We start from the raw sequence: 21,800 nt of genomic DNA, 5'->3' as shown, positions 1-21,800 counted from the left end.
ATGGCCGTCAGATCGAGAGATCATACTGAAAACGCAAACCAGAAGGACACAGGATATGGCTGCACTGGACACCACCCGCCCCACCATTGGCTCGTTCGGCCTCTTTGGCCGTATCGGCGCAACTTTCGCATCGGTCGTGAACGCCGTTGTTGATTGGAACGACGCCCGCGCCACCCGCAACGCGCTGTCGGATCTGTCGGATCGCGAACTGGAAGATATCGGCCTGTGCCGTGGCGACATCGACGCCGTGGCCGAGGGCAAGCGCTGAGCAAAGCCACTCACTCTCCCTGCCCCACTCCTCCCTAAGGGGCAAACAGAAACGCCGCGTGTCTCTGAAACACACGGCGTTTTCTTTTGTCCGGTAGGAGGTCGGGTTAGGGCAGGAACGGCCCAATCTGCTCGGCGATAAGCGCCGACAGGGGATCGGCTTGCATCACCCAGGCACCGGCTTTCTCGACCGACGTTCCCTCGTTCAGACGTTCAACACGCTGATCGTAGGATGTCGCACCCAGGGTCGCCAGCAAGAAGCCCTTGAACAGGAAGAAGGCGACAAGGGACAGCACCATCACCCTCAGCGGGGCAGCCGACCGGACCCGGCGGGGTTTCATCACCACCAGTCCGTCTGCACGCATCTGCGCGCGATACCCGCGTGTCATGGCACGATGCTTTTTGGTCAGACGCTGAATGCGCTGCTCAAAAGGCATCTGCCTGTTGGCCATGGTAGCCTCCATAACCGGTCCCTCCATAAAAACCTGACTGAGGCTACGTATGAAAAGCGCCAAAACCAAGGCAAAAGATCGTTGATGTTGGCAAATTGGCCTAAATTGCGCCTTCTTTGTGCAAAACAAGCGTCGTCCATTCACCAATCATATTCCTTGCGTGCAGATTGGTTCCATTCTGGACATAAACGGACAATACATCATCGGCTTGTTCGTTGAGAATCCCCGACAAAATCGCATATCCGCCCGGCCGCAGATTCTCTGTCAGATCCGGCGCCAGGGCGACCAGCGGGCCTTTCAGGATATTGGCAAAGATCAAATCGTAAGGCGCATGGGCCTTCAGATCGGGGTGATCGAAGCCGGCGGCCTCAAGGCACCGGATCGCGCCGTCCATCCCGTTGGCGCGCAGGTTCGCCTCGGCCACGTCGACGGCAACCTCGTCGATATCGCTGGCGAGAATGTCGCCCTGCCAGACCCGTGCCGCCGCCATGGCCAGCACCGCCGTGCCACATCCGATATCGGCCACTGTCCTGGCTTCGAACCCTTCCTCGATCAGCCGGTCCAGCGCCCGCAGGCAGCCCAGCGTGGTACCGTGATGGCCGGTGCCGAATGCCATCGCGGCCTCGATCAGCAGCGGGATCGACCCTTCGGGCACCTTGTCGGCATCGTGGCTGCCATAGACGAAGAACCGCCCGGCCTCGACCGGCGCCAGTTCGCGCCGCACATGGGCGACCCAGTCGGTTTCCGGCAGTTCCGAGACCACGAAAGGCTTGGCATCAAAGGCCGCAGCCAGCACTGCCAGCGCCGTGTCGTCCGGGGTTGCAGTGAAATAACCGCCCACCTCCCACAGGCCCGAACCGTCCTCGACCTCGAACACTCCGACGCCGGTCGGTTCGGGCGTCAGGCGTTCCATCGCCTCGCCAAGTCCTTCGGCGGCGGTCTTGCCGGTCAGTGTGGTCAGAGCGGTATAGGTGGGCATCAGCGTCTCCTGAATCTGTCCGCATGCGCGTAGGACCGGGAGGGCGCGAGGTCAAGCACCGGCAGGGCCTGCCGGCTCAGCGCGACCACATAGTGCCAGCCCCAGAGAACGGCAGCGAGCCCGACCAGAACGCTGCACAGCGCCTGCGCGTAGATTACGCCCGGCGCGCCAAAGGCGGCTGCCGTCCACAATGCGACCGGCAGGGTCAGCGCCCCGTCGCGGAACCAGTTGGTCAGCGTCGCGCGGCGCGGGCGGCCCAGCGCGTTGAACGCGGCGTTCGAGACAAAGAGCAAGGCGGCAAAGACGAAACCGCCCGCCCCCACCCGGGTAAAGGCCACCAGCACCTCGGCAGAGGGCCCCTCCAGGGCAAACCCCCGCGCGATGCCCGGCCCCGCCGCCGCCAGGACGGCCCACATCGCAAGCGTATACCCCAGTCCGAACAGAACCGCGTCGCGATAGGTGCACCGCACCCGCGCATAGTCCCGCGCGCCGTAGTTCTGGCCGAAGATGCCGCCAATGGCGCCGGCCAGCGAGAAGATGCCTCCGAACGCCACCACCGTCAGCCGCCCGACGACGGCCCAGCCCGCCATCGCCTGATCCCCGAACTGCGCCATGACCGAGGTCAGGACATAGTTGCCGACCGGCGCAGCCAGCTGCGTCAGGATCGCGGGCACGGCGATGAGCAGGTAGGGCCTGAGGCTGCCCAGGCAATCCCGTCGCCGTGGCCGCGCCAGCAGGTCGTGCGGCACCGTGGCGAAATAGATCGCCATGCCGAGCATCACGAAACGAAACAGCACCACGCCCAACGCCGCCCCGTCGAGGCCAAGACCCAGTCCGTAGATCAGGATCGGGTCGATCACCAGCGCCACACCGCCCGAGGTCAGCGTAACCGACATCGAGCGTACACCGTCCCCCTCGGCCCTCAGCGCTCCATTGGCGATCATCGCGGCCGCCATCACGCCCAGCGAGGGCACCGTCATCGCCAGATACCGCGCCGCCAGCATCGCCGTCTCGCCGGTGGCCCCCGACAAGGCCAGGATCTGGTGTCGAAAGATCAGGATCAGCAGGCCAACAGCGCTCTGGATCAGAAAGGCCAGCACCAGCGCCGAGGTCGCCTGCCGCCGGGCCAGCCTCCGCCGCCCCTGCCCGATCCCCTTCGAGATCAGGGCGGTGGCAGCGATCATCAGCCCGATCCCGGCGCTCACCGAAAGAAACTGGATGGCAAAGGCAAAGCCGATCGCGGCCATCAGCCGGGGCTGCTCCAGCTTCGATATCCAGAACAGGTTCGCCGCATCGACAAGAAAGACAAAGGTGATCCCCGTCGCCCCGGTCAGGGTCATGCGCACCACATGCCCCATGGTCGAGCCGGTCAGGAACCTTCCTTTTTCACTCATGCGCCCTCATTCCGCCGGGGCCGGAGCATATTTCGACAGAATGGTCTCATTGCCCGGCTCGGGATGGCGCGGTACCAGCAGCGACAGGCCCAGCGAGATCAGCGCCATGGCAGCGGCCAGACCAAAGACGGCGCCGGGTGAGATCACCCAGAGCAGTCCCAGAAGCGCGGGCAGGAACACCGCCGCGATATGGTTGATGGTGAACGCCACGGCCGCCGTGGGCGCGATATCCGCCGGGTCGGCGATCTTCTGGAAATACGTCTTCAGCGCCAGCGCCAGCGCAAACAGGATATGGTCGATCACGTAAAGCACCGCGGCCAGCAGCACGCCCCAGCCGAACCAGTAGATCCCGCCATAGGCCGCAAAGACCAGCGCCAGCCCGGCATATTCAAAGATCAGCGTCCGCCGCTCGCCGAACCGGGCCACAGCCTTGCCCAGCAGCGGCGCCACGGTCATGTTGATCATCAGGTTGATCATGTAGAGCCCGGTCAGCTCATGCACGTCGAACCCGAATTTTTCGACCATCATAAAGCCCGCAAAGACCACAAAGATTTGTCGCCGTGCACCCGCCATGAATTGCAGCAGGTAATAGAGCCAATAGCGGCGGCGCAGGATCAGCTTCTTGGTCTGCGGCGTGGGCGCGTCGAATTGCGGATAGGCCACCAGACAGAAAACCGCCAAAAACAGGGTCAGCCCCCCTGCGGCCATGAAGACGGTGTTATAGGCCAGATCGAACCGCTCCCATGTCAGCACGATCAGCCCGTAGACCACCAGCGTCGCGGCCGAGCCCATGGCCACCAGCCAGCCAAGGGTCTGCGGCGCCCGGTCCTTGGGCAGCCATTGCAGCTGCAGCGACTGGTTTACCGTCTCGTAGTAGTGAAAGCCGATCGAGCTGAAGAGCGTGACGAAGAGCAACCCGCCAAGGCTCGGGAACCATGCGGTCACAGCGGTAGCGACACCCAGCAGGGCCAGCGAGATCAGCCCCAGCACCTGCTCGCGCACAAAGATGATCACGGCGATCACGCCGACGGCCAGAAAGCCCGGGATCTCGCGCACCGTATGCAGCAGGCCGATATCCGCCCCGTCGAAATTCGCTACCTCGATGACGAAGTTGTTCAGCAGCGCACTCCACGCATTGAACGCAATCGGCATGGTCATCGCCATGACGAAAAGCAGCACGATGGGGCGCCGCCATAGGGGCAGGTTCTCTGCCTCGGACAGAGGGATCGGTTTCAACATGAGAGTCCTCTACGCCCATTGCGCCCGCTTGGCGAGGGGAAAGGTGCCCTTGCACATCTGATCTGCATCAATGCGCAGGGCGGATCGCAAAGATATATAGCAATTCGTGAATAGATGTGGAGCAGCACATGGACCTGATCAGCCTCGTCGAACGGATCGGAGAAGCCCCGACCGCCGCCCTGTTCGGTCTGGCGACTGGCATCACCTTCGGCGTGGCGGCACAGCGCTCGCGCTTTTGTCTCAGGGCCGCCACGGTGGAGTTTGCCCGGGGCCGGATGGAAGACAAGGTGGCGGTCTGGCTGCTGACCTTCTCGACGGCGTTGGTCTGGGTGCAGGCCGCACAGATGCTGGGACTTATGGATGCGGCGGACGCGCGGATGATGGCGGTGCCGGGTAGCTGGTCGGGGGCGATCATCGGCGGGCTGATGTTCGGCACCGGCATGGTGCTCGCGCGCGGCTGCTCGGGGCGGCTGCTGGTGCTGGCGGCCACGGGCAACCTGCGCTCGGTGGTGTCCGGGCTGATCTTTGCGGTGGTGGCGCAGATGAGCCTCTCGGGCCTGCTGTCTCCGGCCCGCGACCGGATCGCCGCGCTCTGGATCACCGAGGGCGGGCGCAACATGGACCTGCTCGCCGCAACCGGTCTGCCGCCTTATGCCGGGCTTGTCCTCGGCGCGCTGATCGCGGTGCTGGCCCTGGTGCTCGCCCGGCGCCACCGCATCGGCGCGGCACGGCTGGTCTTTGCCTCTGGTGTGGGGTTTGCCGTGGCTCTGGGCTGGGTGCTGACCTACGCGCTGCCGCAGGTCGCCTTTGACCCGGTCCAGATCGAAAGCGCCACCTTCACTGGCCCCTCGGCCCATACGCTGATGTTCTTCCTCGACCGGGACGCGGTGCTGGAGTTCGACATCGGGCTGGTGCCCGGCGTCTTCATCGGCGCCATGCTCGCCGCCTGGTTTGCCGGAGAAATGAGGCTGCAGGCCTTCGACGGTCCGGCCACCATGCGCAAGGCAATGATCGGGGCCGCACTGATGGGGTTTGGCGGCATGCTCGCCGGCGGCTGCGCCATCGGCGCTGGCGTGACCGGCGGCTCGATCTTCGTCGGTACCGCCTGGACTGCTCTGTTCTTCATGTGGGTGGGCGCGATGGCGACCGATTACCTGATCGACCAACGTTCCGAAGCTGTGACCGCCTGATGCTTCTTCTTGCTGAAAATACGCAGATACCCAACCGTTTCCACTCTTGGCGTCGGTCAGGCTATTCGCCTCCGGCGGGAGTATTTGGGAAAAGATGAAGAGCGCGATCAGTAAAAGCTTTGCGGGTCGATATCGACGCTCAGCCGCAGATCGCCCTTGAGCCTGAGCGGCGCGATCCAGCGGGCGATCGCCTCTTGCAGCGGCACACCCTTGGGCGCCTTCACCAACAGGCGCACTCGGTGGCGGCCCCTGATCCGGGCGATGGGGGCGGGGGCGGGGCCGAAGACCTGCGCGCCGATCTGGCGCAGTGGGGCGTCGTTGCGGGCCATGGCGTTGCCGAGGTCGAAGACCGGCCCGACCTCGGGGCCCGACAGGATGATCCCAGCCATACGGCCATAAGGCGGCACGCCCGCGACCTGCCGCTCGGCGGCTTCGGCCTTCCAGAACCCGATCTCGTCGCCGGATAGAATCGCGCGGATCACCGGGTGTTCGGGCTGAAAGGTCTGGAGCAGCGCCTGCCCCGGCCTCTCCGCCCGGCCCGCGCGCCCGGCCACCTGCCGCATCAATTGAAAGGTCCGCTCGGCCGCACGCAGGTCCGAGCCTTGCAGCCCCAGATCGGCATCGATCACTCCAACCAGCGTCAGCTTGGGAAAGTTGTGGCCCTTGGCCACCAGCTGCGTGCCGATGATGATATCCGCCTCACCTTCGGCAATCTCCTCGATCTTGGCCTTGAGCGCGCGGGCCGAGCCGAACATATCCGAACTCAGTACAGCGATGTTTGCATCTGGGAAGGCAGCCTCTGCCTCTTCCGCCAGCCTCTCAATCCCCGGTCCGACCGGGGCCAGCTTGCCCTCGACCTCGCAATGCGGACAGGTCTCAAGCACCGGTTTGGTTTCGCCGCATTGATGGCACATCAGGCGCTTGAGAAAGCGGTGTTCAACCATGCGCGCATCGCAATGATCGCAGCCGATCTGCTGCCCGCAGGCGCGGCAGAGCGTGACCGGGGCATAGCCGCGGCGGTTGATGAACAAGAGCGCCTGCTCGCCCTTCGCCATCCGGTCCAGCACGGCGCGGCGCAGGGTCGGCGATATCCAGGTGCCCGCCTGCATCTGCTCGGCGCGCATGTCGATGGCGTTCATCTCGGGCAACACTGCCGCACCGAACCGGGCCGTCAACTCCAGCCGGTCGTACTTACCCGCCTCGGCATTGGCCCAGCTTTCAAGTGATGGCGTGGCGCTCGCCAGTATTACCTGCGACCCGCAGATCGCCGCCCGCAGCACCGCCATGTCGCGGGCATTGTAGAGCACGCCGTCCTCCTGCTTGTAGGAGGTGTCGTGTTCCTCATCCACGATGATCAGGCCCAGATGGCGGAACGGCAGGAACAGGGCCGAACGAGCGCCGACCACCAGTTGCGCCTCACCCTGTCCCACCATCCGCCAGACCCGGCGCCGTTCGGTCATGGTGGCGCCCGAGTGCCATTCGGCGGGCCGCGCGCCAAAGCGGGCCTCGACCCGGGTCAGGAACTCGGCGGTCAGCGCGATCTCGGGCAACAGCACCAGCGCCTGTTTACCCAGCCGCAGCACCTCGGCCACCGCCTCCAGATAGACCTCGGTCTTGCCGGAGCCGGTCACACCCTTGAGCAGGGTGGTCCCGTACGTGTCCGAGCGCATCGCCGCGCGCAGGGTGGCGGCGGCGGCGGCCTGATCGTCGGTCAGATCCTTGCCGGACAGGTCCGGGTCAAGCCGCGGGAAAGGCAGATCACGGGGACTGTCCTCCTCCCGCACGGCGCCCTGTTTCACCAGCCCCTTGATGACCGAGGAGGTTACCCCGGCCATTTCGGCCAGCTCTTTCAGCGTGAATGCCAGCCCGCCATAGTCGCGCAGCACCTCCAAAACCCGGGTGCGGGCATCGGTCATCCGGTCTGGCGCCCGGTCGCCCAGCCGGTAGATCTTGCGCATCGACGGCGGATCGCCCAGCCCCGGCGCGCGGGTTGCCAGCCGCAGCATCGCGGGCATCGGTGTCAGAGTGTAATCGGCGGCGCGCCCGAGAAAGCTGCGCATCTCCTCCCGCATCGGCGCCACATCCAGCACCCGGATCACCGACCGGATCTTGGCGCGGTCAAAATCGCCCCTCCCCGGTCCCCAGACCACGCCCAGCACCTTGCGCGGCCCCAGCGGCACCTCGACAAAGGCGCCGGGGAAACAGCCGCCCTCGGACGCCTTGTAGTCCAGCAACCGGTCCAGCGGCTGCGTCGTCAGCACCGCCACCAGTTCGCCGTGATCGAAAAATTCCGGATCGCTCACCTGTCACCTTTCATCGCCGGGGGTTTCGGCAGAGGTTCCTTTGAGGTAAAGGCAAGCGCGACAGAGGCCAACCCATCAAAGGACTGCCCCATGAAATTCTTCGTAGACACCGCCGAGATCGACGCGATTGCCGAGCTTAACGATCTGGGCATGGTGGACGGCGTGACCACCAACCCCTCGCTGATTCTGAAATCGGGCCGCGATATTCTGGAAGTGACCAAGGAGATCTGCGATCTGGTCGACGGGCCGGTCTCGGCCGAGGTCGTGGCCACCGAAGCCGAGGACATGATTGCCGAGGGTCGCAAGCTGGCAAAGATCGCCCCGAATATCGCGGTCAAGGTACCGCTGACATGGGCTGGGCTGAAAGCCTGCAAGACGCTCACGGACGAAGGCCAGATGGTGAATGTGACGCTCTGCTTCTCGGTCAATCAGGCGCTGCTGGCGGCCAAGGCGGGCGCGACCTTCATCTCGCCTTTCATCGGGCGGCTGGACGACATCAACCTCGACGGCATGGACCTGATCGCCGATATCCGCCAGGTCTATGACAATTACGGGTTCGAAACCGAGATCCTGGCCGCCTCGATCCGCAGCGTGAACCACGTGGCCGACAGTGCCCGCATCGGTGCCGATGTGATCACCGCACCGCCGAGCGTGATCAAGAAGCTGGCCGACCATCCGCTGACGGACAAGGGCCTGGACGCCTTCCTGTCGGATTGGGCCAAAACCGGTCAGAAGATCCTGTAACTGCCCCGGGACCAAAGGGCGCAGGGCTCCCGCGTCCGAGACCGCCCGGCTTCGCCGGACGTATAGGGACTTGGGCCCGGCAGCGCGCCAAGGGCGCGCTGCGGTACCGCTTTAACGGATAGCGCACATCCCGCTGCGCCGGCAGGCGCAGCGCCCGGCCCAACTGCTGATGCCTGATCTTTGATCAGGCGGCCGCAGGCGGGAGCGCCACCGGCCTCTCAAACGCCACAAACCCGTGGCCGGTTTTCGCCATCTGTCGCTTTTCACGAGTCAAACCCGTCAGGCCATGCTATAACTTTCGCAAAACCAATAATGGAACCGAGATGAGCAGCAGCCCCAAACTGGAAGACAGCCTGCGCGCGGCGATTCTGGCCAAACCCGATGCCGTGCTGGAAGACAAGGACCTGATGCAAGCGTTGGTGGCCGCCAATGAGCGGGCAATGGGCGCAAACATCATCGACCTGCGCGGTATCGCCATGGAACGGCTCGAGGCGCGGTTCGACCGGCTCGAGGACACCCACCGCTCGGTCATCGCCGCGGCCTATGAGAACCTCGCCGGAACCAATCAGATCCACCGCGCGATCCTGAGCCTGCTGGAACCGACCGAGTTCGAACCATTCCTGCGTCTGCTGGGCGGAGAGATTGCGGATATCCTGCGGGTGGACGTGATCACGCTGGTTCTGGAATCCGCACAGCACGATCCCGATCCCGCGGTGCAGCGCCTGCAAGGTGTGCTGACCGTAGCAGAGCCCGGCTTTATCGCGGCGTACCTCTCGGACCGCAACCCGGCGCGTCCGGTCACGCTGCGCCAGCTGCAACAGGCCGAGGCCCGCATCTATAGCGATCGTGCCCCCCGCATCCGGTCCGAGGCCTGTCTGACGCTGGATCTGGGCCCGGGCCGCTTGCCCGGCATGCTGGTCATGGGCGCCGAAGACCCGCGCCATTTCTCACCGCAACTCGGCACCGACCTTCTGTCCTTTTTTGCCGGCGTGTTCGAACGCTCGATGCGCCACTGGCTGTCGTGAGCCTGATTTCTCCAGCCTGCCGGGACGCGCTCCAGCACTGGCTGGAGAGCCAGAAGGCCCTGTCTGGCCGCACCAAAAACACCCTTGTCGCCTATCGCGGCGATGTCACCGATTTCCTGTCGTTCATGACGCTGCATCACGGAGCACTCCACGGGCTGGCGGCGCTGGAACGGATCTCGGTCTCGGACATGCGCGCCTGGATGGCCCAGCAGCGCGGCGACGGTGTGGGCGCCCGGTCGCTTGCGCGCAAGCTGTCGGCGGTCAAGACCTTCTACCGCTGGCTGGCCGAGCGCGAGGGGTTCGAGCCCACTGCGGTCCTGTCAACCCGCGCGCCCAAGTTCCGCAAGAAACTCCCCCGCCCGCTGGCCGAGGACGCCGCCCGCGCCATGATCGACACGGTCGAGCTGCAATCCACCACCGACTGGGTCGCCGCGCGCGATGTCGCTGTGGTGACCCTGCTCTATGGCTGCGGCCTGCGGATCTCTGAAGCGCTGTCGCTGACCGGCGCCGACGCGCCGCTGCCCGCATCGCTGCGCATCATCGGCAAGGGCGGCAAGGAACGGGTGGTTCCCGTCATCCCCGCCGCGCAACAGGCGGTAGAGGGCTATCTGCGGCTCTGCCCGCACCCGCAGGAGGCCCAATCGCCGCTCTTTCGCGGCGTGCGTGGCGGCGCGCTCAGCCCGCGCGCGATCCAGGGGGCCATGGCCAAGGCGCGGATGCAGCTTGGCCTGCCATCGTCGGCCACGCCGCACGCGATGCGGCACAGTTTTGCAACCCATCTGCTGGCCGCCGGGGGCGATCTGCGCGCGATCCAGGAACTGCTGGGCCATGCGTCGCTGTCGACCACGCAGGCCTATACGGCGGTGGATACCGCCCATCTGATGGATGTCTACAACCGCGCCCACCCCAAGGCCTGAGGCACCCGGCATTCCGCGCCACAAATGGGTGCAGCAACAGTTTGCAGTTCGCGCGCTTTTCCGTCATGACAGGGCCATGACACCCCGGATCCAAGCGCTCTCCGTCCATCTGCTCACCGCTACCGGCGCCGTTTTCGCAATGCTGGCCATGCTGGCCGCCGTCGAATCCAAGTGGAGCCTGATGTTCCTGTGGCTGGTCGTGGCCTTCATGGTCGATGGCGTCGACGGCCCTCTGGCACGACACTATCACGTCAAGAAGAACGCGCCCGAGTTCGACGGCGTACTGCTGGACCTGATCATCGACTACCTGACTTATGTCTTCATCCCCGCCTTCGCCCTGTTCAAATCGGGGCTGATGGATGGCTGGACCGGCTGGTTCGCGATCATCGTCATCACCTTTGCCAGCGCGATGTACTTTGCCGACACGCGGATGAAGACCAAGGACAACTCGTTTTCCGGCTTTCCCGGCTGCTGGAACATGCTGGTGCTGGTGATCTTCGCGTTGGAACCCAATTTCTGGATCAGCCTGGTGCTGGTCACCCTGCTGGCCATCGCCATGTTCCTGCCGCTGAAATTCATCCATCCCGTGCGGACCGAGCGCTGGCGGATGCTGTCACTGCCGATGGCCTTTGCCTGGACCTTCTTTGCCGGCTGGGCGGCCTGGGTCGATTTCCACCCCGAAAGCTGGGCGCACTGGGGTCTGGTGATCACCAGCCTCTACCTGACCGGTGCGGGCATCGCCCAGCAACTGATCCCGGAACGCACGCGCAGCAAACGCGTCGAAAAGGTCTGAACGCTCCGGTCAGAGGACGTCCTCGACCTCATGCTCCGTGCCGTTGTGGGTAAAGCTGTCGCCGGCCTGCAGCCCCGCCATCGCCTTGTAGATCGGGCTTTGGGTCGAGATACCCATGTAAGTCTCGCCATCCACGTCAAAGCGCGAGGTCGAGACGCACACGACTAACCTGCGATCGTCAAAGATGACAACGGCCCCGGGGCCCACGGTATCGGTCAGGCTGAAATCGGTGTTCTCGATGACGTCGATCTTGGCGTGATGCGCCTGCACCGGCGTGTCGAAGGCCGCCGCCAGATCGGCATTCTCGCGTGAGGCGGCGATGTCATCCTTGTCATGGCCTTCCCGGTCATCCAGCCGCGAGTCCTTCATGAAGGCTTCGTAATGGGCCTTGGCCGTGGCCAGCTCCTCGGCTTCAAGCGACATCAGGCCGTCATGGATGGCCTTTTTGCGGGCGGCGCGGTCTTGTTCGGAACTCATTCAATGGCGTCCTCAAATTCGATCTTCAGCATAGGTTGGGACGCAAAAGGCATAAATGCAATGGTTTTCGCGGCTCAGATGAGCAGACCGGCAGCGCCTTCGTGACGCAGCAGCGCCACCTTGGTCTCGATCCCGCCGTCACCCGAAAAGCCGCCCAGGCTGGTGGCGCCCAGCACCCGGTGGCAGGGGATGATGACCGGGATCGGGTTGCCGCCGCAGGCCTGACCCACCGATTGCGCGGAATACCCAAGCTCACTGGCAATGTCGCCATAGGTCAGGGTGTCGCCGAAAGGGATCGCAAACATCGCATCGCAGACCCGGCGCTGCATCTCGGATCCGTTCACCCGCAGCGGCAAATCGAACTGACGCAACTGTCCCGCATCATAAGCCCTGAGCTGCGCCGCCGCCTCTTGCAACAGCGGCGTGTCCGGTTCGTCATCCTCGCCCTCCCAGACCAGCCGGGTGATGGCCCCGTCCTCTTCCAACAGGCCAAGGCGGCCAAACTGCGTATCGACTGCGATCATCGGCATGATCCCACGCTCGCAGACCATCGCGCGGCGCGCAAGCGTGCGTTTGCCGTCACCTCGATACATTCATATCAATTGTTGCCGCATTTGATCTTTGCACTTACCGTTGGCGCCGGAAACGCGACATCCGTGACTTTAGCAACAGAGATTTGGGATCATGCAGCCATATTCTTATCGCGTTTGCGGGGGGCTTTTGGTGCTTTCAGCAAGCGTGGCGTTCGCCGAAATTCCGCAGCCGGTCGACCAGATGGAGCTTATGCGCCGTCTCGATGAGGACCGGCTGGGCTGTTTCAACCACGCCTTCGAGGCCGGGGACGAGATAACCGAGGCAACCTATACGATGGCGCGCGGCGTCGGTGCGCGGGTGGCCGAGGGGCAATACTTCACCCGCCTGCCCCGCGCCGATCTGGCCGATACGGGCGACTGGGCCCAACACGAGCCACAGCGCGAGGGCGGTCCGCAGGCGCATTCCTGCATCTCCTGCCACTCGTCCCCGCTGGCCAACGGCGCCGGGCCGCTGGCGATGAACGTGGCCATCGACCCGCTGCATTCGGGTGAGCCGGGCCAGTTTCTGGAGCGCAACACGCTGCACCTGTTCGGCCTTGGCGCAGTGCAGCGGATTGCCGAGGAAATGACGCAGGAACTCAAGGCGCAAGAGGCGCTGGTGGCGGAACAGGCCTGCGCCAAACAGGAACCTGTCACTCTGGCGCTGACCGCCAAGGGCATTTCCTTTGGCGATCTTACGGCGACGCCAGATGCGCAGGGAGAAAGCTGCACGGGCCAGATCGACTATGAACAGCTCTACGGCGTTGCCGATGATCTGATCATCCGCGCTTTTGGCTGGAAAGGCACCCACATCACCTTGCGCAGTTTCGCCCGGGGTGCAGCCCATAACGAGATGGGCATGCAGGCTGTGGAACTGGTCGGCGACGCCGATGGCGATCATGATGGGGTGACCGGTGAACTCAGCATTGGCGATCTGACCGCCGTGACCCTCTACATGGCCGCCTTGGAACGCCCGACCTCGAAACTGGAACTGGCCGATCTGGGCCTGACCGAACTCACCGACGACGAACGCGCGCGGATCGAGCGCGGCGAGGCGCGGCTGGCCGAGGCCGCCTGTACCTCATGCCATGTTCCGTCTCTTGAGCTTGAAAAGGCGGTCTTTTCCGAACCCAGCGCCGTGCCCGGCTTTGCCGAAGAGGAATTGCCCAGCGGCGCCGACGCGCGGGCCCTGGGGCTCGACCCCGACCGCCCGCTCTGGTTTGACCTGACCAAGGATCAACCGAACAACCGCATCACGCTGGCCAGCGGCGAAGAGGTTCTGCTCGGTGCCTTTGCCCCATCCGGTGAACAGGGCGCCACGGTCACCTGGTATTCCGATTTCCGCCGTCACGACATGGGTCCGGCGCTGGCCGATCCGGTCGACGCCTATGGCATGGGTGCCTCGGTCTGGCCCACCCGCTCGCTGGCGGGTGTGGGCTCCACCGGCCCGTGGCTGCACCACGGCCACGCCACGACCCTGCGCGAGGCGATCCTGGCCCATGGCGGCGAGGCCGAGGCCAGCAAGGCCGTGTTTGCAGCCATGCCGGAGGAGCAGCAGGCGGAACTGATTGCCTTCCTCGAAAACCTCGTGATCGAGAATTTCGATCCCGAGGAAGAGGATCACTGACCGCATCAGTTCCGATCCCGCGCCCACGCACGGGATCGGAACATGTTTAGCCAAGCGCCTCATCGCAGCGCCCGCAGGCGCCGGGATGCGCGTGCCGTCCGACATCGGGCAGGATCTTCCAGCAGCGCTGGCATTTCTCGCCCTCGGCCTTCTCGAATACGACACCCACGCCTTCGACCTCGGGCAGGCGGAATGCCTCGGCCGGGGCCGGATCGCCGGTCAGTATCAGGCCAGAGGTGATGCACAGATCGTCCATGTCGATCTGACCCAACAGCGCGCGCACGTCGGCATCCTCGACATGCACCACCGGCGCGGCCTCAAGGCTCGACCCGATCACCTTGTCCCGGCGCTGGATTTCCAGCGCCGCCGTCACCACCCGGCGCACGCGGCGCACCTTGGCCACGTTTTCCTCGTTCTGCGGGTTGCGCCAGCTGGCGGGCGTTTCCGGGATATCGACCAGATGCACCGAACTCTCGTCACCCGGGAACCGCTCCAGCCACACCTCCTCCATGGTAAAGACCAGGATCGGCGCCAGCCAGGTGGTCAGCCGGTGGAACAGGATATCCAGAACCGAGCGCGCGGCGCGGCGGCGCGGACTGTCGCCGTCGCAGTACAGAACGTCCTTGCGGATGTCGAAATAGAAGGCCGACAGATCCACGGTGGCAAAGTTGAACACCGCGCTGAACACGCCTTGGAAGTCGAAATTGGCATAGCCCTTGCGCACCTGCTCATCCAGATCGACCAGCCGGCTCAGCACCCAGCGTTCAAGCGGGGGCATGTCGGCGGGGTCCTCGATCCGGTCGGCCTCGGTGAAATCGGCCAGCGAGCCCAGCATGAACCGCATGGTGTTGCGCAGGCGGCGATAGCTGTCGGCGACCCCTTTCAGGATCTCCGGCCCGATCCGCTGGTCGGCGGTATAGTCGGTCTGCGCCACCCAGAGCCGCAGGATATCGGCGCCGTACTGCTTGACCACCTCTTCCGGCACGATGGTGTTGCCGAGCGATTTGGACATCTTCATGCCCTTCTCGTCCAGCGTGAAGCCATGCGTCACCACGTTGCGATAGGGCGCACGCCCCTTAGTGCCGCAGGCCTGCAGCAGCGACGAGTGGAACCAGCCACGGTGCTGATCGGTGCCTTCCAGATAGACGTCGGCGATACCGTCGGGCGCACCGTCCTCACGGTCGCGCAGCACGAAGGCGTGGGTCGAACCGCTGTCAAACCACACATCCAGCACGTCAAAGACCTGCTCCCACTCATCCGCGTTGTAGTCGTTGCCAAGGAACCGTTCCTTGGCCCCGTCCTCGTACCAGCAATCGGCGCCTTCCTGTTCAAAGGCCGCCTTGACACGCGCGTTCACCGCCGGATCACGCAGCAGGAAATCGGGATCGGTGGGCAGCGCCCCCTTCCTCGTGAAACAGGTGAGTGGTACGCCCCAGGCCCGCTGACGCGACAGCACCCAGTCGGGCCGCGCCTCGATCATCGAGTGCAGGCGGTTGCGCCCGGTCCTGGGCGTCCACTTCACCAGTTCGTCGATCGAGCGCAGGGCGCGTTCGCGGATGGTATCTCCCATCCCGCCCATGCCGTCGTCCAGTTTGCGGTCGACGCTTGCAAACCATTGCGGCGTGTTGCGGTAGATGATCGGCGCCTTCGACCGCCAGCTATGCGGGTAGGAATGCTTGATCTTGCCGCGTGCCAGCAGCCCGCCAACCTCGGCCAGCTTGTCGATCACCGCCTTGTTGGCGTCACCCTCGCCGCCCTTGCGGGACAGGATGTAGGTGCCGCCAAAGAACGGCAGATCGGCGCGGAAAGAGCCATCGTCCATCACGTTATAGGTGATGACCTGTTCCAGCATGCCCAGATCGCGGTAGAGCTCGAATTCCTCCATCCCGTGGGACGGCGCGCAATGCACGAACCCGGTACCCTCGGTGTCGGTCACGAACTCGGCGGCGCGGAAGTCGCGGATGTCGTCCCATTCGCCATTGCCGCCCTCGGCCCCAGCCAGAGGGTGTTGCAGTTTGACCTTCGCCAGGTCGTCCAGCGTCACATCGCACAAACGGCGGTACATGTCCGGCTGCAGCCGCGCACGCTTCATCACGTCATCGGCCAGATTGTCTGCCAGCAGATACCGCTCACCGATCCGGGCCCAGCATTCCTCGGGCCGCCCGATCACTTCATATAGACCGTATGAGACACCCTCGCCATAGACCACCGCCTTGTTCGACGGGATGGTCCAGGGGGTGGTGGTCCAGATCACCACATGCGCGTTGTCCAGCGTCACGTCGCCGGTATCCACAACGCGGAACTTCACCCAGATGGTGAAGCTTTCCTTGTCGTGATACTCGACCTCGGCCTCGGCCAGCGCGGTCTTCTCGATGGGCGACCACATCACCGGTTTCGAGCCCTGATAGAGCGTGCCGTTCATCAGGAACTTCATGAACTCATCCGCGATCACCGCCTCGGCGTGATAGTCCATGGTGATGTAAGGATCGGCCCAGTTGCCGGTGATGCCCAGACGCTTGAACTCGTCGCGTTGGATGTCGATCCAGCCCTCGGCGAACTTGCGGCATTCCTGACGGAAATCGACCACGTTCACCTCGTCCTTGTTGCGGCCCTTCTTGCGGTACTGTTCCTCGATCTTCCACTCGATGGGCAGGCCGTGGCAGTCCCAGCCGGGCACATAGCGCGAGTCGTACCCCATCATCTGGTGCGAGCGCACAACCATGTCCTTGATCGTCTTGTTCAGCGCGTGGCCGATATGCAGGTGACCGTTGGCGTAAGGCGGGCCGTCATGCAGGATGAACGGCGTGCGCTCTTCTTTCTCGCGCAGGCGGTCATAGACCCCGATCTTCTCCCACCGCTCCAGCCAGGCAGGCTCGCGCTTGGGCAGACCCGCGCGCATGGGAAAATCGGTCTTCGGCAGGTTCAGCGTGTCTTTGTAGTCAGGTGTTTCGGCGCACATGTCAGGCGTCCCTTGGATGATCTGGTCTTGATTGGATCGAAGCGGTCGGTGCGAAGTATCCAACACCTTTGCCCGGCGTCTCGGTTATTTCAGAGCGCCGGGGATATAATTCGAATAATGATGGCCAGCCGGTCAAACATAGCTGGCTTATAGGGTGCCTGTTTCTATTGGTCCAGAGCTTCCGATGGCTGCGGCGATTGGCGCATGAGCGCCCAGCGGTTCAGCCAGGCCAGACCGGCCAGCGCCAGGCCCAGCGCCAACAGCGAAAACACCCGGATCAGCCCGCCCAGACCGGAGATGTCGATCAGGAACACCTTGGCCACGGCCAGCCCGATCACCGCCAGCCCGGCCTTGCGCATCATGTCGGATTGACGCGCCAGAGACTGGTAGAACAGCAGCGCGCCGATCGCCAGCAACGTCATCGTATAGGTATAAAGCTCGGGCTGGGTGACGCCGTTGTCGACATACATGCCCGCCGCACCCTGCCAGAAATGACGAATGGTCATGCCCAGCCAGAAGGCGGACAGGGCCAATACGGCAACCTGACAAGCCTGCTTTACCATCGGCTGCATGGAGCGAATGCGCCAGAGGGCGAAACCGATGACCAGAGCCGGAAGCAAATAGGCCACCGTCAGCGTGTTGAAAACCGCCGGGCCAAGCACCGGGGCGGCCCCGAACTGAACCAACGGGTTGGCATCGGACAGGCCCGCCACCAATGCCAGCACCCCGATGAAGCCGAACGCCGCAGCAAGGAACACACGGACCGTCTTCATCGCGCCGCCCAGCTCAAGCCGCAGCACCTGCGCGAAAGCCAGACCCAGCCAGATCACTGACGCCAGCCCCAGCCCCCAATGACTGTCCTCTGCACCAACTTCTCCGATGCTCTCCAGCCAACGCAGGAGCAACAGCGACAGCAGAATACCGGCGGTCGACCACGCGGCGCTTTCCAGCATCAGCCGCGCCATCGGCCGGTCCATCGGACGCAGGAACCACAGCGACAGGACAAAGCCCGCCAGCGTCCCGCAATAGGCCAGCAGCATTTCCGGCAACGGCGCCCAGCTGGCCCAGTCCAGCCCCGGGTCCACCACCAGACGGAACCCCAGTGTCGCAATGCCCACCGCGATGAACCAGCTCATCGGCGGTAGTGAGAACTTGCGGTCCAGCGCAGCCGCAGCCACCACGGTCACGGCCAGCGCCACTGTCAGGGCGGCGGAGCTCAGCACGATGATGCAGGCAAAGGCGAGGCAGGACAGCGCCGATAACGTCACCAGCGCCACCCGCATTCGGTCCACGCCATCCACCCGCGCGAAACGCTCCGCCAGAACCACCATCAGCGCACCCAGCGCCAGCGCGTGCAGCGCCCAGGGGTATGCCCCGATCACCTCGGCGGGTCGCCAGCTGACCTCAAGCACGATCGCCATTGCCGGGGCCAGCACGGCTGCGGCGCCGGCCCAGACCGCCGCATAGTCTCCACCACGGAACGACCGCCACGCGGCCAGAACCGAAAGCAACGCACCCAGCGCCACCAGAACCGTGACGGCCATCGGATAATCCGCTTCGTTCGTCTCAGCGTAGGTCGCCGCAAATCTGAGGTAGAGGACACCGTCAAAGCCCTGATGGAACACCAGATACAGCAACCCCGCCGCCGGAAAGAGCGTGGCATCCTGCAACGCCCGCGCGTTGCTGGCCCATGTCATCAATGCAATTGCCAGCCCTGCCAGCAACAGCGATATCAGCCAGAACATGGCCTCGGTGTCTATCCAATGCACGCTGGCGAAAACGGCACTGACCAGAACCGCGCCGAAGGCCATCCGGGTGGGAAATTCGGGCCACGGATCGCCTTTCTTGCGGTGGATCACCTCGGTGATCATCTGGCCCGCATGGTCCGGGATCAGGCGGCGACCCGGTATCACGATCGCAGCCACGGCAATCGCCATCAGGTAGGTCACGAAACCGGCACCGCTTGCGGGCCCGGCCCCAATCAACCCGGCCGCACTGTAAGCTCCGATCAATGTCAGCACCGAAATCCAGGCCCTCCGGCGCACGGTGTCGATCCCGAGCCCGAGCACCGCAACGATCAGGAAATACCCATAAAGCCACGAGGGATCCTCCGAGGACCCGCCCACCAGAAACGGCGCGGCAAACGCGCCCATCAGTCCGACGGCGGCCAGCAGTGGCCCATGATACCAGCCCAGAACCAAACCGAGCATAGCAATGGTAACCATCGCGCCCAGCGCCGTTTCCGGGCCGATCAGGTCGTACATCTGCCGCGCTGCGAGGATGCCGCCAAACAGGGTGACCAGCCCGGCGCCCGAAAACACCGATGGCAGATAGGCTGTGGCCGAGGTCTCATCGTCCCCGAACCGGCGGCGCACGACCTCGCCCGCGACGATCAGTACAGCGCCAAACGCCAAGGCGGCAGCAACCCGCGCCGCAGGGGGCAACAGCCCGTTCTCAACCCCGTACTGCACCAGAAAGATACCCGCCAGCGCCAGGGACAGGGCGGAAACCGCGTAAAACCAGTTCTCGCGGAACCACTTGCCCAGCGCCTGCATCCGGTCCTGACGGAACACGACGGCCCGTGGCGGAGATGGCGGAGCATCGCTCTCGCCTGCGGGTTCCAGGGCGACGTCCTCGGTCGAAGCATCCGACGGTTTTGCCGCGCGCGCCCACGGGGCGGGTTTGCGAACCGTTTCGTCCGCCTCGGGCTCTTGTCTGGCTGGCGCCGAACGCCTTGTTTTCTCTGGCTGATCCGCCGTTTCATCCGGCGCCCGGGCGTCCAGATCCACGCCCGCCAGCCGTTTCTCCAGATCGTCCACCCGCCGCCGCAGGCGGGACTGGCCCACCAGCAAAACGACAATCGTGACCGGAATTGCCAGTACAATCAGACCAATCAGAACAAGCACCGGTTCCACGGGTAACCTCCAGATGACTCGCCGGCGATGCTACCTTCTGATGCAACCGGCAAATAGTCCGGTATTCCGGACAGCACATTGAGGCATCAACCAGATCGTCGGCAGGTGCGCAACAAGCGCACCGCGTTAGAAACCTGCAAACGGGACCGAAATATCCGGTCGTGCCAGCATCAGCCAGATAATCCCCAGCACCGCGAGAAAAGCCGGGAACCCACAGGCAAACCACACGCGAAACAGAGCGAAATACCTCGGTGGCAGGCCCGTGCCCTCAGCCACAGCCACCCGCGCCAGATCCCGCATCCGCAGTTGGATCCACACCACCGGCAACCAAAACGCGCCGGTGAAAATGTAAAGCACGAGCGACCAGAGCAACCAGCCCTCAGTCAGGCTCCACCCCAGCCGCCAGGCCAGCAACGTGCCGGTGATCGGCTGAACGATCACGGCGGTGGTGGTAAAAAGCAGATCGGCCAGAACCACGATCCCGGCGGTATGGGCGACGATCTGCGCGCTCCGGCTGCGATGCGCCATCAGCATGAAAAAGGCGATGCCCGCACCGGTGCCCAGCAGCACGCAGGCGCCGATCACATGAAGCCAGCGCAGGATCAGGTCGGGATCGGTCATCGGCTTTCCAGCATCTGATGAGCGACAAGCGACAGCATGAGCGCAGGCAGGATCTTGATCAGCGGCCCCAGCGGGTCGGCCCACAGCGCGGGCACCGCCCAAGTCGCGGCGGTCAGATAGAGGAGCGCGACCGCGATCTGCGCCAGACAGGCCCGCGCCGCCCATGGCCGCCACAGCACCGCAGCGCCCAGCACGATATCCACCAGCGACCAGAAGATCACGCTCGCCACGGCCATTACCGCCGGCCAGCCCACCGCGGTCAAAAGCGCAGCGGCCTGCGGCAACCGGATCAACCCGACAAGCCCCGAAAGCAGCCAGAACAGGCTGAGCATGGCGATCACCAGCGGCATCAGCAGCGACATCCGCGCCGCCAGCCGGTGTTCGCGCGCCGCAACCAGCTCCGCATAAACCTGCGGCAGCGGCGCCACCCCTTGCCCGCTCGCCTGCCGGTAGGGCTCCGGGTCGCCCAGCACTCCGTCCTGCATCACGGTCAGCGCGGTGCTGCGCAGCGGCGAGCGCCAGCCCAGCGCGCCAAGCCCATCGGCGCAGCGACCGATCAGCCACGTTGCCCATCGCGGCACCGCTACCGTTACCCGCGCCGGGGCGAATCCCAGCCAGCGTCGCGTCTCGGCCACCACCTCGGCCAGTGATTGCGGCTGATCTTCGACAAGGTCATAGGTCCCCTCGGGCAGTTCCCCGCTCACCGCCGAGGCAACCGCCCGGCACAGATCGTCCATACCCACACATTGCACCGGGGTGCGCGGCAGGGCCAGCGGCTGCAGCACCGGCACCGCCGCCAGCATCCGGATGAGCCCGGTGCCGCCATAAGCCGTCTGCCCGATCACCAGCCCCGGCTTGAGCACCCACAGCCGCGCGCCAGACCCGCACAAGGCCGCATCGCCCTCGGCCTTGGTGCGCATGAAGGCGGTGTTGGCCGAAGGTTCCGCCCCGATGGCCGAGATCTGAACGACAGCCACACCGCGTTGCGCACAGGCCTGCCCCAAGGCGGCGATGGCGTGATGATGGACCGCCGCAAGATCGTCCTGCCGGCCATCCTGCAGCGCGCCGGCGCAATTCACCACGACGTCGACCGTGTCGAGATAGGCCCGCCACGCCCCGGTCCCGGTCATCTGGCGCAAATCGCCGTCAATGACATCGATACCGGGCAGCACGCGGCCCGCCATCGGCACATCGCGCGCAAGCCCCGTAACCCGATGCCCCCCGGCCACCAAGGCCCGCGCAACCGAAGCGCCGATAAACCCGTAAGCGCCCAGAACCAACACATGTTTCGCTGCTGTCATGCCTTGCCCGTATCCCGTACCAAGT

The 21,800-nt window shown here is 64.6% G+C and carries 18 protein-coding genes; 7 read left to right on the top strand and 11 right to left on the bottom strand.

The window, feature by feature from the left end; genetic code table 11:
* The first annotated feature begins 55 nt into the window (after nucleotides 1-55).
* On the top strand, nucleotides 56-268 hold the full coding sequence (locus tag GOX53_RS03015; RefSeq protein WP_171173530.1) for a DUF1127 domain-containing protein: 213 nt from the start codon (nucleotides 56-58) through the stop codon (nucleotides 266-268).
* 106 nt (nucleotides 269-374) lie between these two features.
* Here the strand turns inward: GOX53_RS03015 and GOX53_RS03010 are convergent, their stop codons facing one another.
* The 4 genes from GOX53_RS03010 to GOX53_RS02995 form a co-directional block, all read right to left on the bottom strand.
* Nucleotides 375-719: a hypothetical protein gene (locus tag GOX53_RS03010; protein ID WP_171173529.1), complete on the bottom strand. Its 345-nt coding sequence runs from the start codon at nucleotides 717-719 to the stop codon at nucleotides 375-377.
* Nucleotides 720-819: 100 nt separating this feature from the next.
* The gene (locus GOX53_RS03005; RefSeq protein WP_171173528.1) at nucleotides 820-1,698 is read right to left on the bottom strand and encodes a 50S ribosomal protein L11 methyltransferase; all 879 of its coding nucleotides are present in this window, start codon (nucleotides 1,696-1,698) and stop codon (nucleotides 820-822) included.
* Complete coding sequence (locus GOX53_RS03000) at nucleotides 1,698-3,092, bottom strand: MATE family efflux transporter (RefSeq protein ID WP_171173527.1); 1,395 nt, start codon at nucleotides 3,090-3,092, stop codon at nucleotides 1,698-1,700. Before GOX53_RS03000 ends, GOX53_RS03005 begins: the two co-directional genes overlap by 1 nt.
* Nucleotides 3,093-3,098: 6 nt before the next feature.
* Nucleotides 3,099-4,331, bottom strand: coding sequence for an MFS transporter (locus tag GOX53_RS02995; protein ID WP_171173526.1), 1,233 nt, complete (start codon nucleotides 4,329-4,331; stop codon nucleotides 3,099-3,101).
* A gap of 128 nt (nucleotides 4,332-4,459) precedes the next feature.
* On the opposite strand from GOX53_RS02995, the gene GOX53_RS02990 reads away from it, so the two are divergent.
* Nucleotides 4,460-5,521, top strand: coding sequence for a YeeE/YedE family protein (locus GOX53_RS02990; protein WP_171173525.1), 1,062 nt, complete (start codon nucleotides 4,460-4,462; stop codon nucleotides 5,519-5,521).
* Between the two features lie 107 nt (nucleotides 5,522-5,628).
* Here GOX53_RS02990 and GOX53_RS02985 read toward each other — a convergent pair whose 3' ends face one another.
* Nucleotides 5,629-7,824 (bottom strand): primosomal protein N', encoded by a 2,196-nt coding sequence (locus GOX53_RS02985; RefSeq protein WP_171173524.1) that lies wholly within the window; start codon nucleotides 7,822-7,824, stop codon nucleotides 5,629-5,631.
* A 90-nt stretch (nucleotides 7,825-7,914) separates the two neighbouring features.
* On the opposite strand from GOX53_RS02985, the gene fsa reads away from it, so the two are divergent.
* The 4 genes from fsa (at nucleotide 7,915) to GOX53_RS02965 (ending at nucleotide 11,303) form a co-directional block, all read left to right on the top strand.
* A complete protein-coding gene (fsa, locus tag GOX53_RS02980; protein ID WP_171173523.1) occupies nucleotides 7,915-8,568 on the top strand; it encodes a fructose-6-phosphate aldolase in 654 nt (217 codons plus the stop codon).
* Between the two features lie 323 nt (nucleotides 8,569-8,891).
* Nucleotides 8,892-9,593 (top strand): DUF484 family protein, encoded by a 702-nt coding sequence (locus GOX53_RS02975; RefSeq protein WP_171173522.1) that lies wholly within the window; start codon nucleotides 8,892-8,894, stop codon nucleotides 9,591-9,593.
* Entirely contained in the window at nucleotides 9,590-10,510 is a 921-nt protein-coding gene (locus GOX53_RS02970; protein WP_171173521.1) for a tyrosine recombinase XerC, read from the top strand. Before GOX53_RS02975 ends, GOX53_RS02970 begins: the two co-directional genes overlap by 4 nt.
* 76 nt (nucleotides 10,511-10,586) lie before the next feature.
* On the top strand, nucleotides 10,587-11,303 hold the full coding sequence (locus GOX53_RS02965; protein WP_171173520.1) for a phosphatidylcholine/phosphatidylserine synthase: 717 nt from the start codon (nucleotides 10,587-10,589) through the stop codon (nucleotides 11,301-11,303).
* A 9-nt stretch (nucleotides 11,304-11,312) separates the two neighbouring features.
* Here GOX53_RS02965 and GOX53_RS02960 read toward each other — a convergent pair whose 3' ends face one another.
* Nucleotides 11,313-11,780, bottom strand: a complete 468-nt coding sequence (locus GOX53_RS02960; protein WP_171173519.1) for a hypothetical protein — start codon at nucleotides 11,778-11,780, stop codon at nucleotides 11,313-11,315.
* Nucleotides 11,781-11,854: 74 nt separating this feature from the next.
* Nucleotides 11,855-12,310: a methylated-DNA--[protein]-cysteine S-methyltransferase gene (locus GOX53_RS02955; protein ID WP_171173980.1), complete on the bottom strand. Its 456-nt coding sequence runs from the start codon at nucleotides 12,308-12,310 to the stop codon at nucleotides 11,855-11,857.
* A 193-nt stretch (nucleotides 12,311-12,503) separates the two neighbouring features.
* Between GOX53_RS02955 and GOX53_RS30260 the strand changes: the two genes are divergently transcribed.
* The gene (locus GOX53_RS30260) at nucleotides 12,504-13,979 is read left to right on the top strand and encodes a di-heme oxidoredictase family protein (protein WP_171173518.1); all 1,476 of its coding nucleotides are present in this window, start codon (nucleotides 12,504-12,506) and stop codon (nucleotides 13,977-13,979) included.
* A 46-nt stretch (nucleotides 13,980-14,025) separates the two neighbouring features.
* Here GOX53_RS30260 and ileS read toward each other — a convergent pair whose 3' ends face one another.
* The 4 genes from ileS to GOX53_RS02930 all read right to left on the bottom strand — a co-directional run bounded on the left by ileS (nucleotide 14,026) and on the right by GOX53_RS02930 (nucleotide 21,775).
* Nucleotides 14,026-16,938: an isoleucine--tRNA ligase gene (ileS, locus tag GOX53_RS02945; RefSeq protein WP_171173517.1), complete on the bottom strand. Its 2,913-nt coding sequence runs from the start codon at nucleotides 16,936-16,938 to the stop codon at nucleotides 14,026-14,028.
* Between the two features lie 164 nt (nucleotides 16,939-17,102).
* Entirely contained in the window at nucleotides 17,103-19,853 is a 2,751-nt protein-coding gene (locus tag GOX53_RS02940; protein WP_171173516.1) for a DUF2339 domain-containing protein, read from the bottom strand.
* A gap of 126 nt (nucleotides 19,854-19,979) precedes the next feature.
* The gene (locus GOX53_RS02935) at nucleotides 19,980-20,474 is read right to left on the bottom strand and encodes a DUF2269 domain-containing protein (protein ID WP_171173515.1); all 495 of its coding nucleotides are present in this window, start codon (nucleotides 20,472-20,474) and stop codon (nucleotides 19,980-19,982) included.
* Nucleotides 20,471-21,775, bottom strand: a complete 1,305-nt coding sequence (locus GOX53_RS02930) for an SDR family oxidoreductase (protein ID WP_171173514.1) — start codon at nucleotides 21,773-21,775, stop codon at nucleotides 20,471-20,473. The genes GOX53_RS02935 and GOX53_RS02930 overlap by 4 nt, the downstream gene beginning before the upstream one ends.
* Nucleotides 21,776-21,800: the final 25 nt, after the last annotated feature.

This window comes from Ruegeria sp. HKCCD8929 (assembly GCF_013031405.1).
Taxonomy (GTDB): Bacteria; Pseudomonadota; Alphaproteobacteria; order Rhodobacterales; family Rhodobacteraceae; genus Ruegeria.
This window is presented reverse-complemented; position numbering and strand designations above follow the sequence as displayed.

Excerpts from the sequence above, each read along its gene's own strand:
- GOX53_RS03015 (WP_171173530.1), top strand. The coding sequence starts at position 56 with ATGGCTGCACTGGACACCACCCGCCCCACCATTGGCTCGTTCGGCCTC.
- GOX53_RS03010 (WP_171173529.1), bottom strand. The coding sequence starts at position 719 with ATGGCCAACAGGCAGATGCCTTTTGAGCAGCGCATTCAGCGTCTGACC.
- GOX53_RS03005 (WP_171173528.1), bottom strand. The coding sequence starts at position 1,698 with ATGCCCACCTATACCGCTCTGACCACACTGACCGGCAAGACCGCCGCC.
- GOX53_RS03000 (WP_171173527.1), bottom strand. The coding sequence starts at position 3,092 with ATGAGTGAAAAAGGAAGGTTCCTGACCGGCTCGACCATGGGGCATGTG.
- GOX53_RS02995 (WP_171173526.1), bottom strand. The coding sequence starts at position 4,331 with ATGTTGAAACCGATCCCTCTGTCCGAGGCAGAGAACCTGCCCCTATGG.
- GOX53_RS02990 (WP_171173525.1), top strand. The coding sequence starts at position 4,460 with ATGGACCTGATCAGCCTCGTCGAACGGATCGGAGAAGCCCCGACCGCC.
- fsa (WP_171173523.1), top strand. The coding sequence starts at position 7,915 with ATGAAATTCTTCGTAGACACCGCCGAGATCGACGCGATTGCCGAGCTT.
- GOX53_RS02975 (WP_171173522.1), top strand. The coding sequence starts at position 8,892 with ATGAGCAGCAGCCCCAAACTGGAAGACAGCCTGCGCGCGGCGATTCTG.
- GOX53_RS02965 (WP_171173520.1), top strand. The coding sequence starts at position 10,587 with ATGACACCCCGGATCCAAGCGCTCTCCGTCCATCTGCTCACCGCTACC.
- GOX53_RS02960 (WP_171173519.1), bottom strand. The coding sequence starts at position 11,780 with ATGAGTTCCGAACAAGACCGCGCCGCCCGCAAAAAGGCCATCCATGAC.
- GOX53_RS02955 (WP_171173980.1), bottom strand. The coding sequence starts at position 12,310 with ATGCCGATGATCGCAGTCGATACGCAGTTTGGCCGCCTTGGCCTGTTG.
- ileS (WP_171173517.1), bottom strand. The coding sequence starts at position 16,938 with ATGTGCGCCGAAACACCTGACTACAAAGACACGCTGAACCTGCCGAAG.
- GOX53_RS02935 (WP_171173515.1), bottom strand. The coding sequence starts at position 20,474 with ATGACCGATCCCGACCTGATCCTGCGCTGGCTTCATGTGATCGGCGCC.
- GOX53_RS02930 (WP_171173514.1), bottom strand. The coding sequence starts at position 21,775 with ATGACAGCAGCGAAACATGTGTTGGTTCTGGGCGCTTACGGGTTTATC.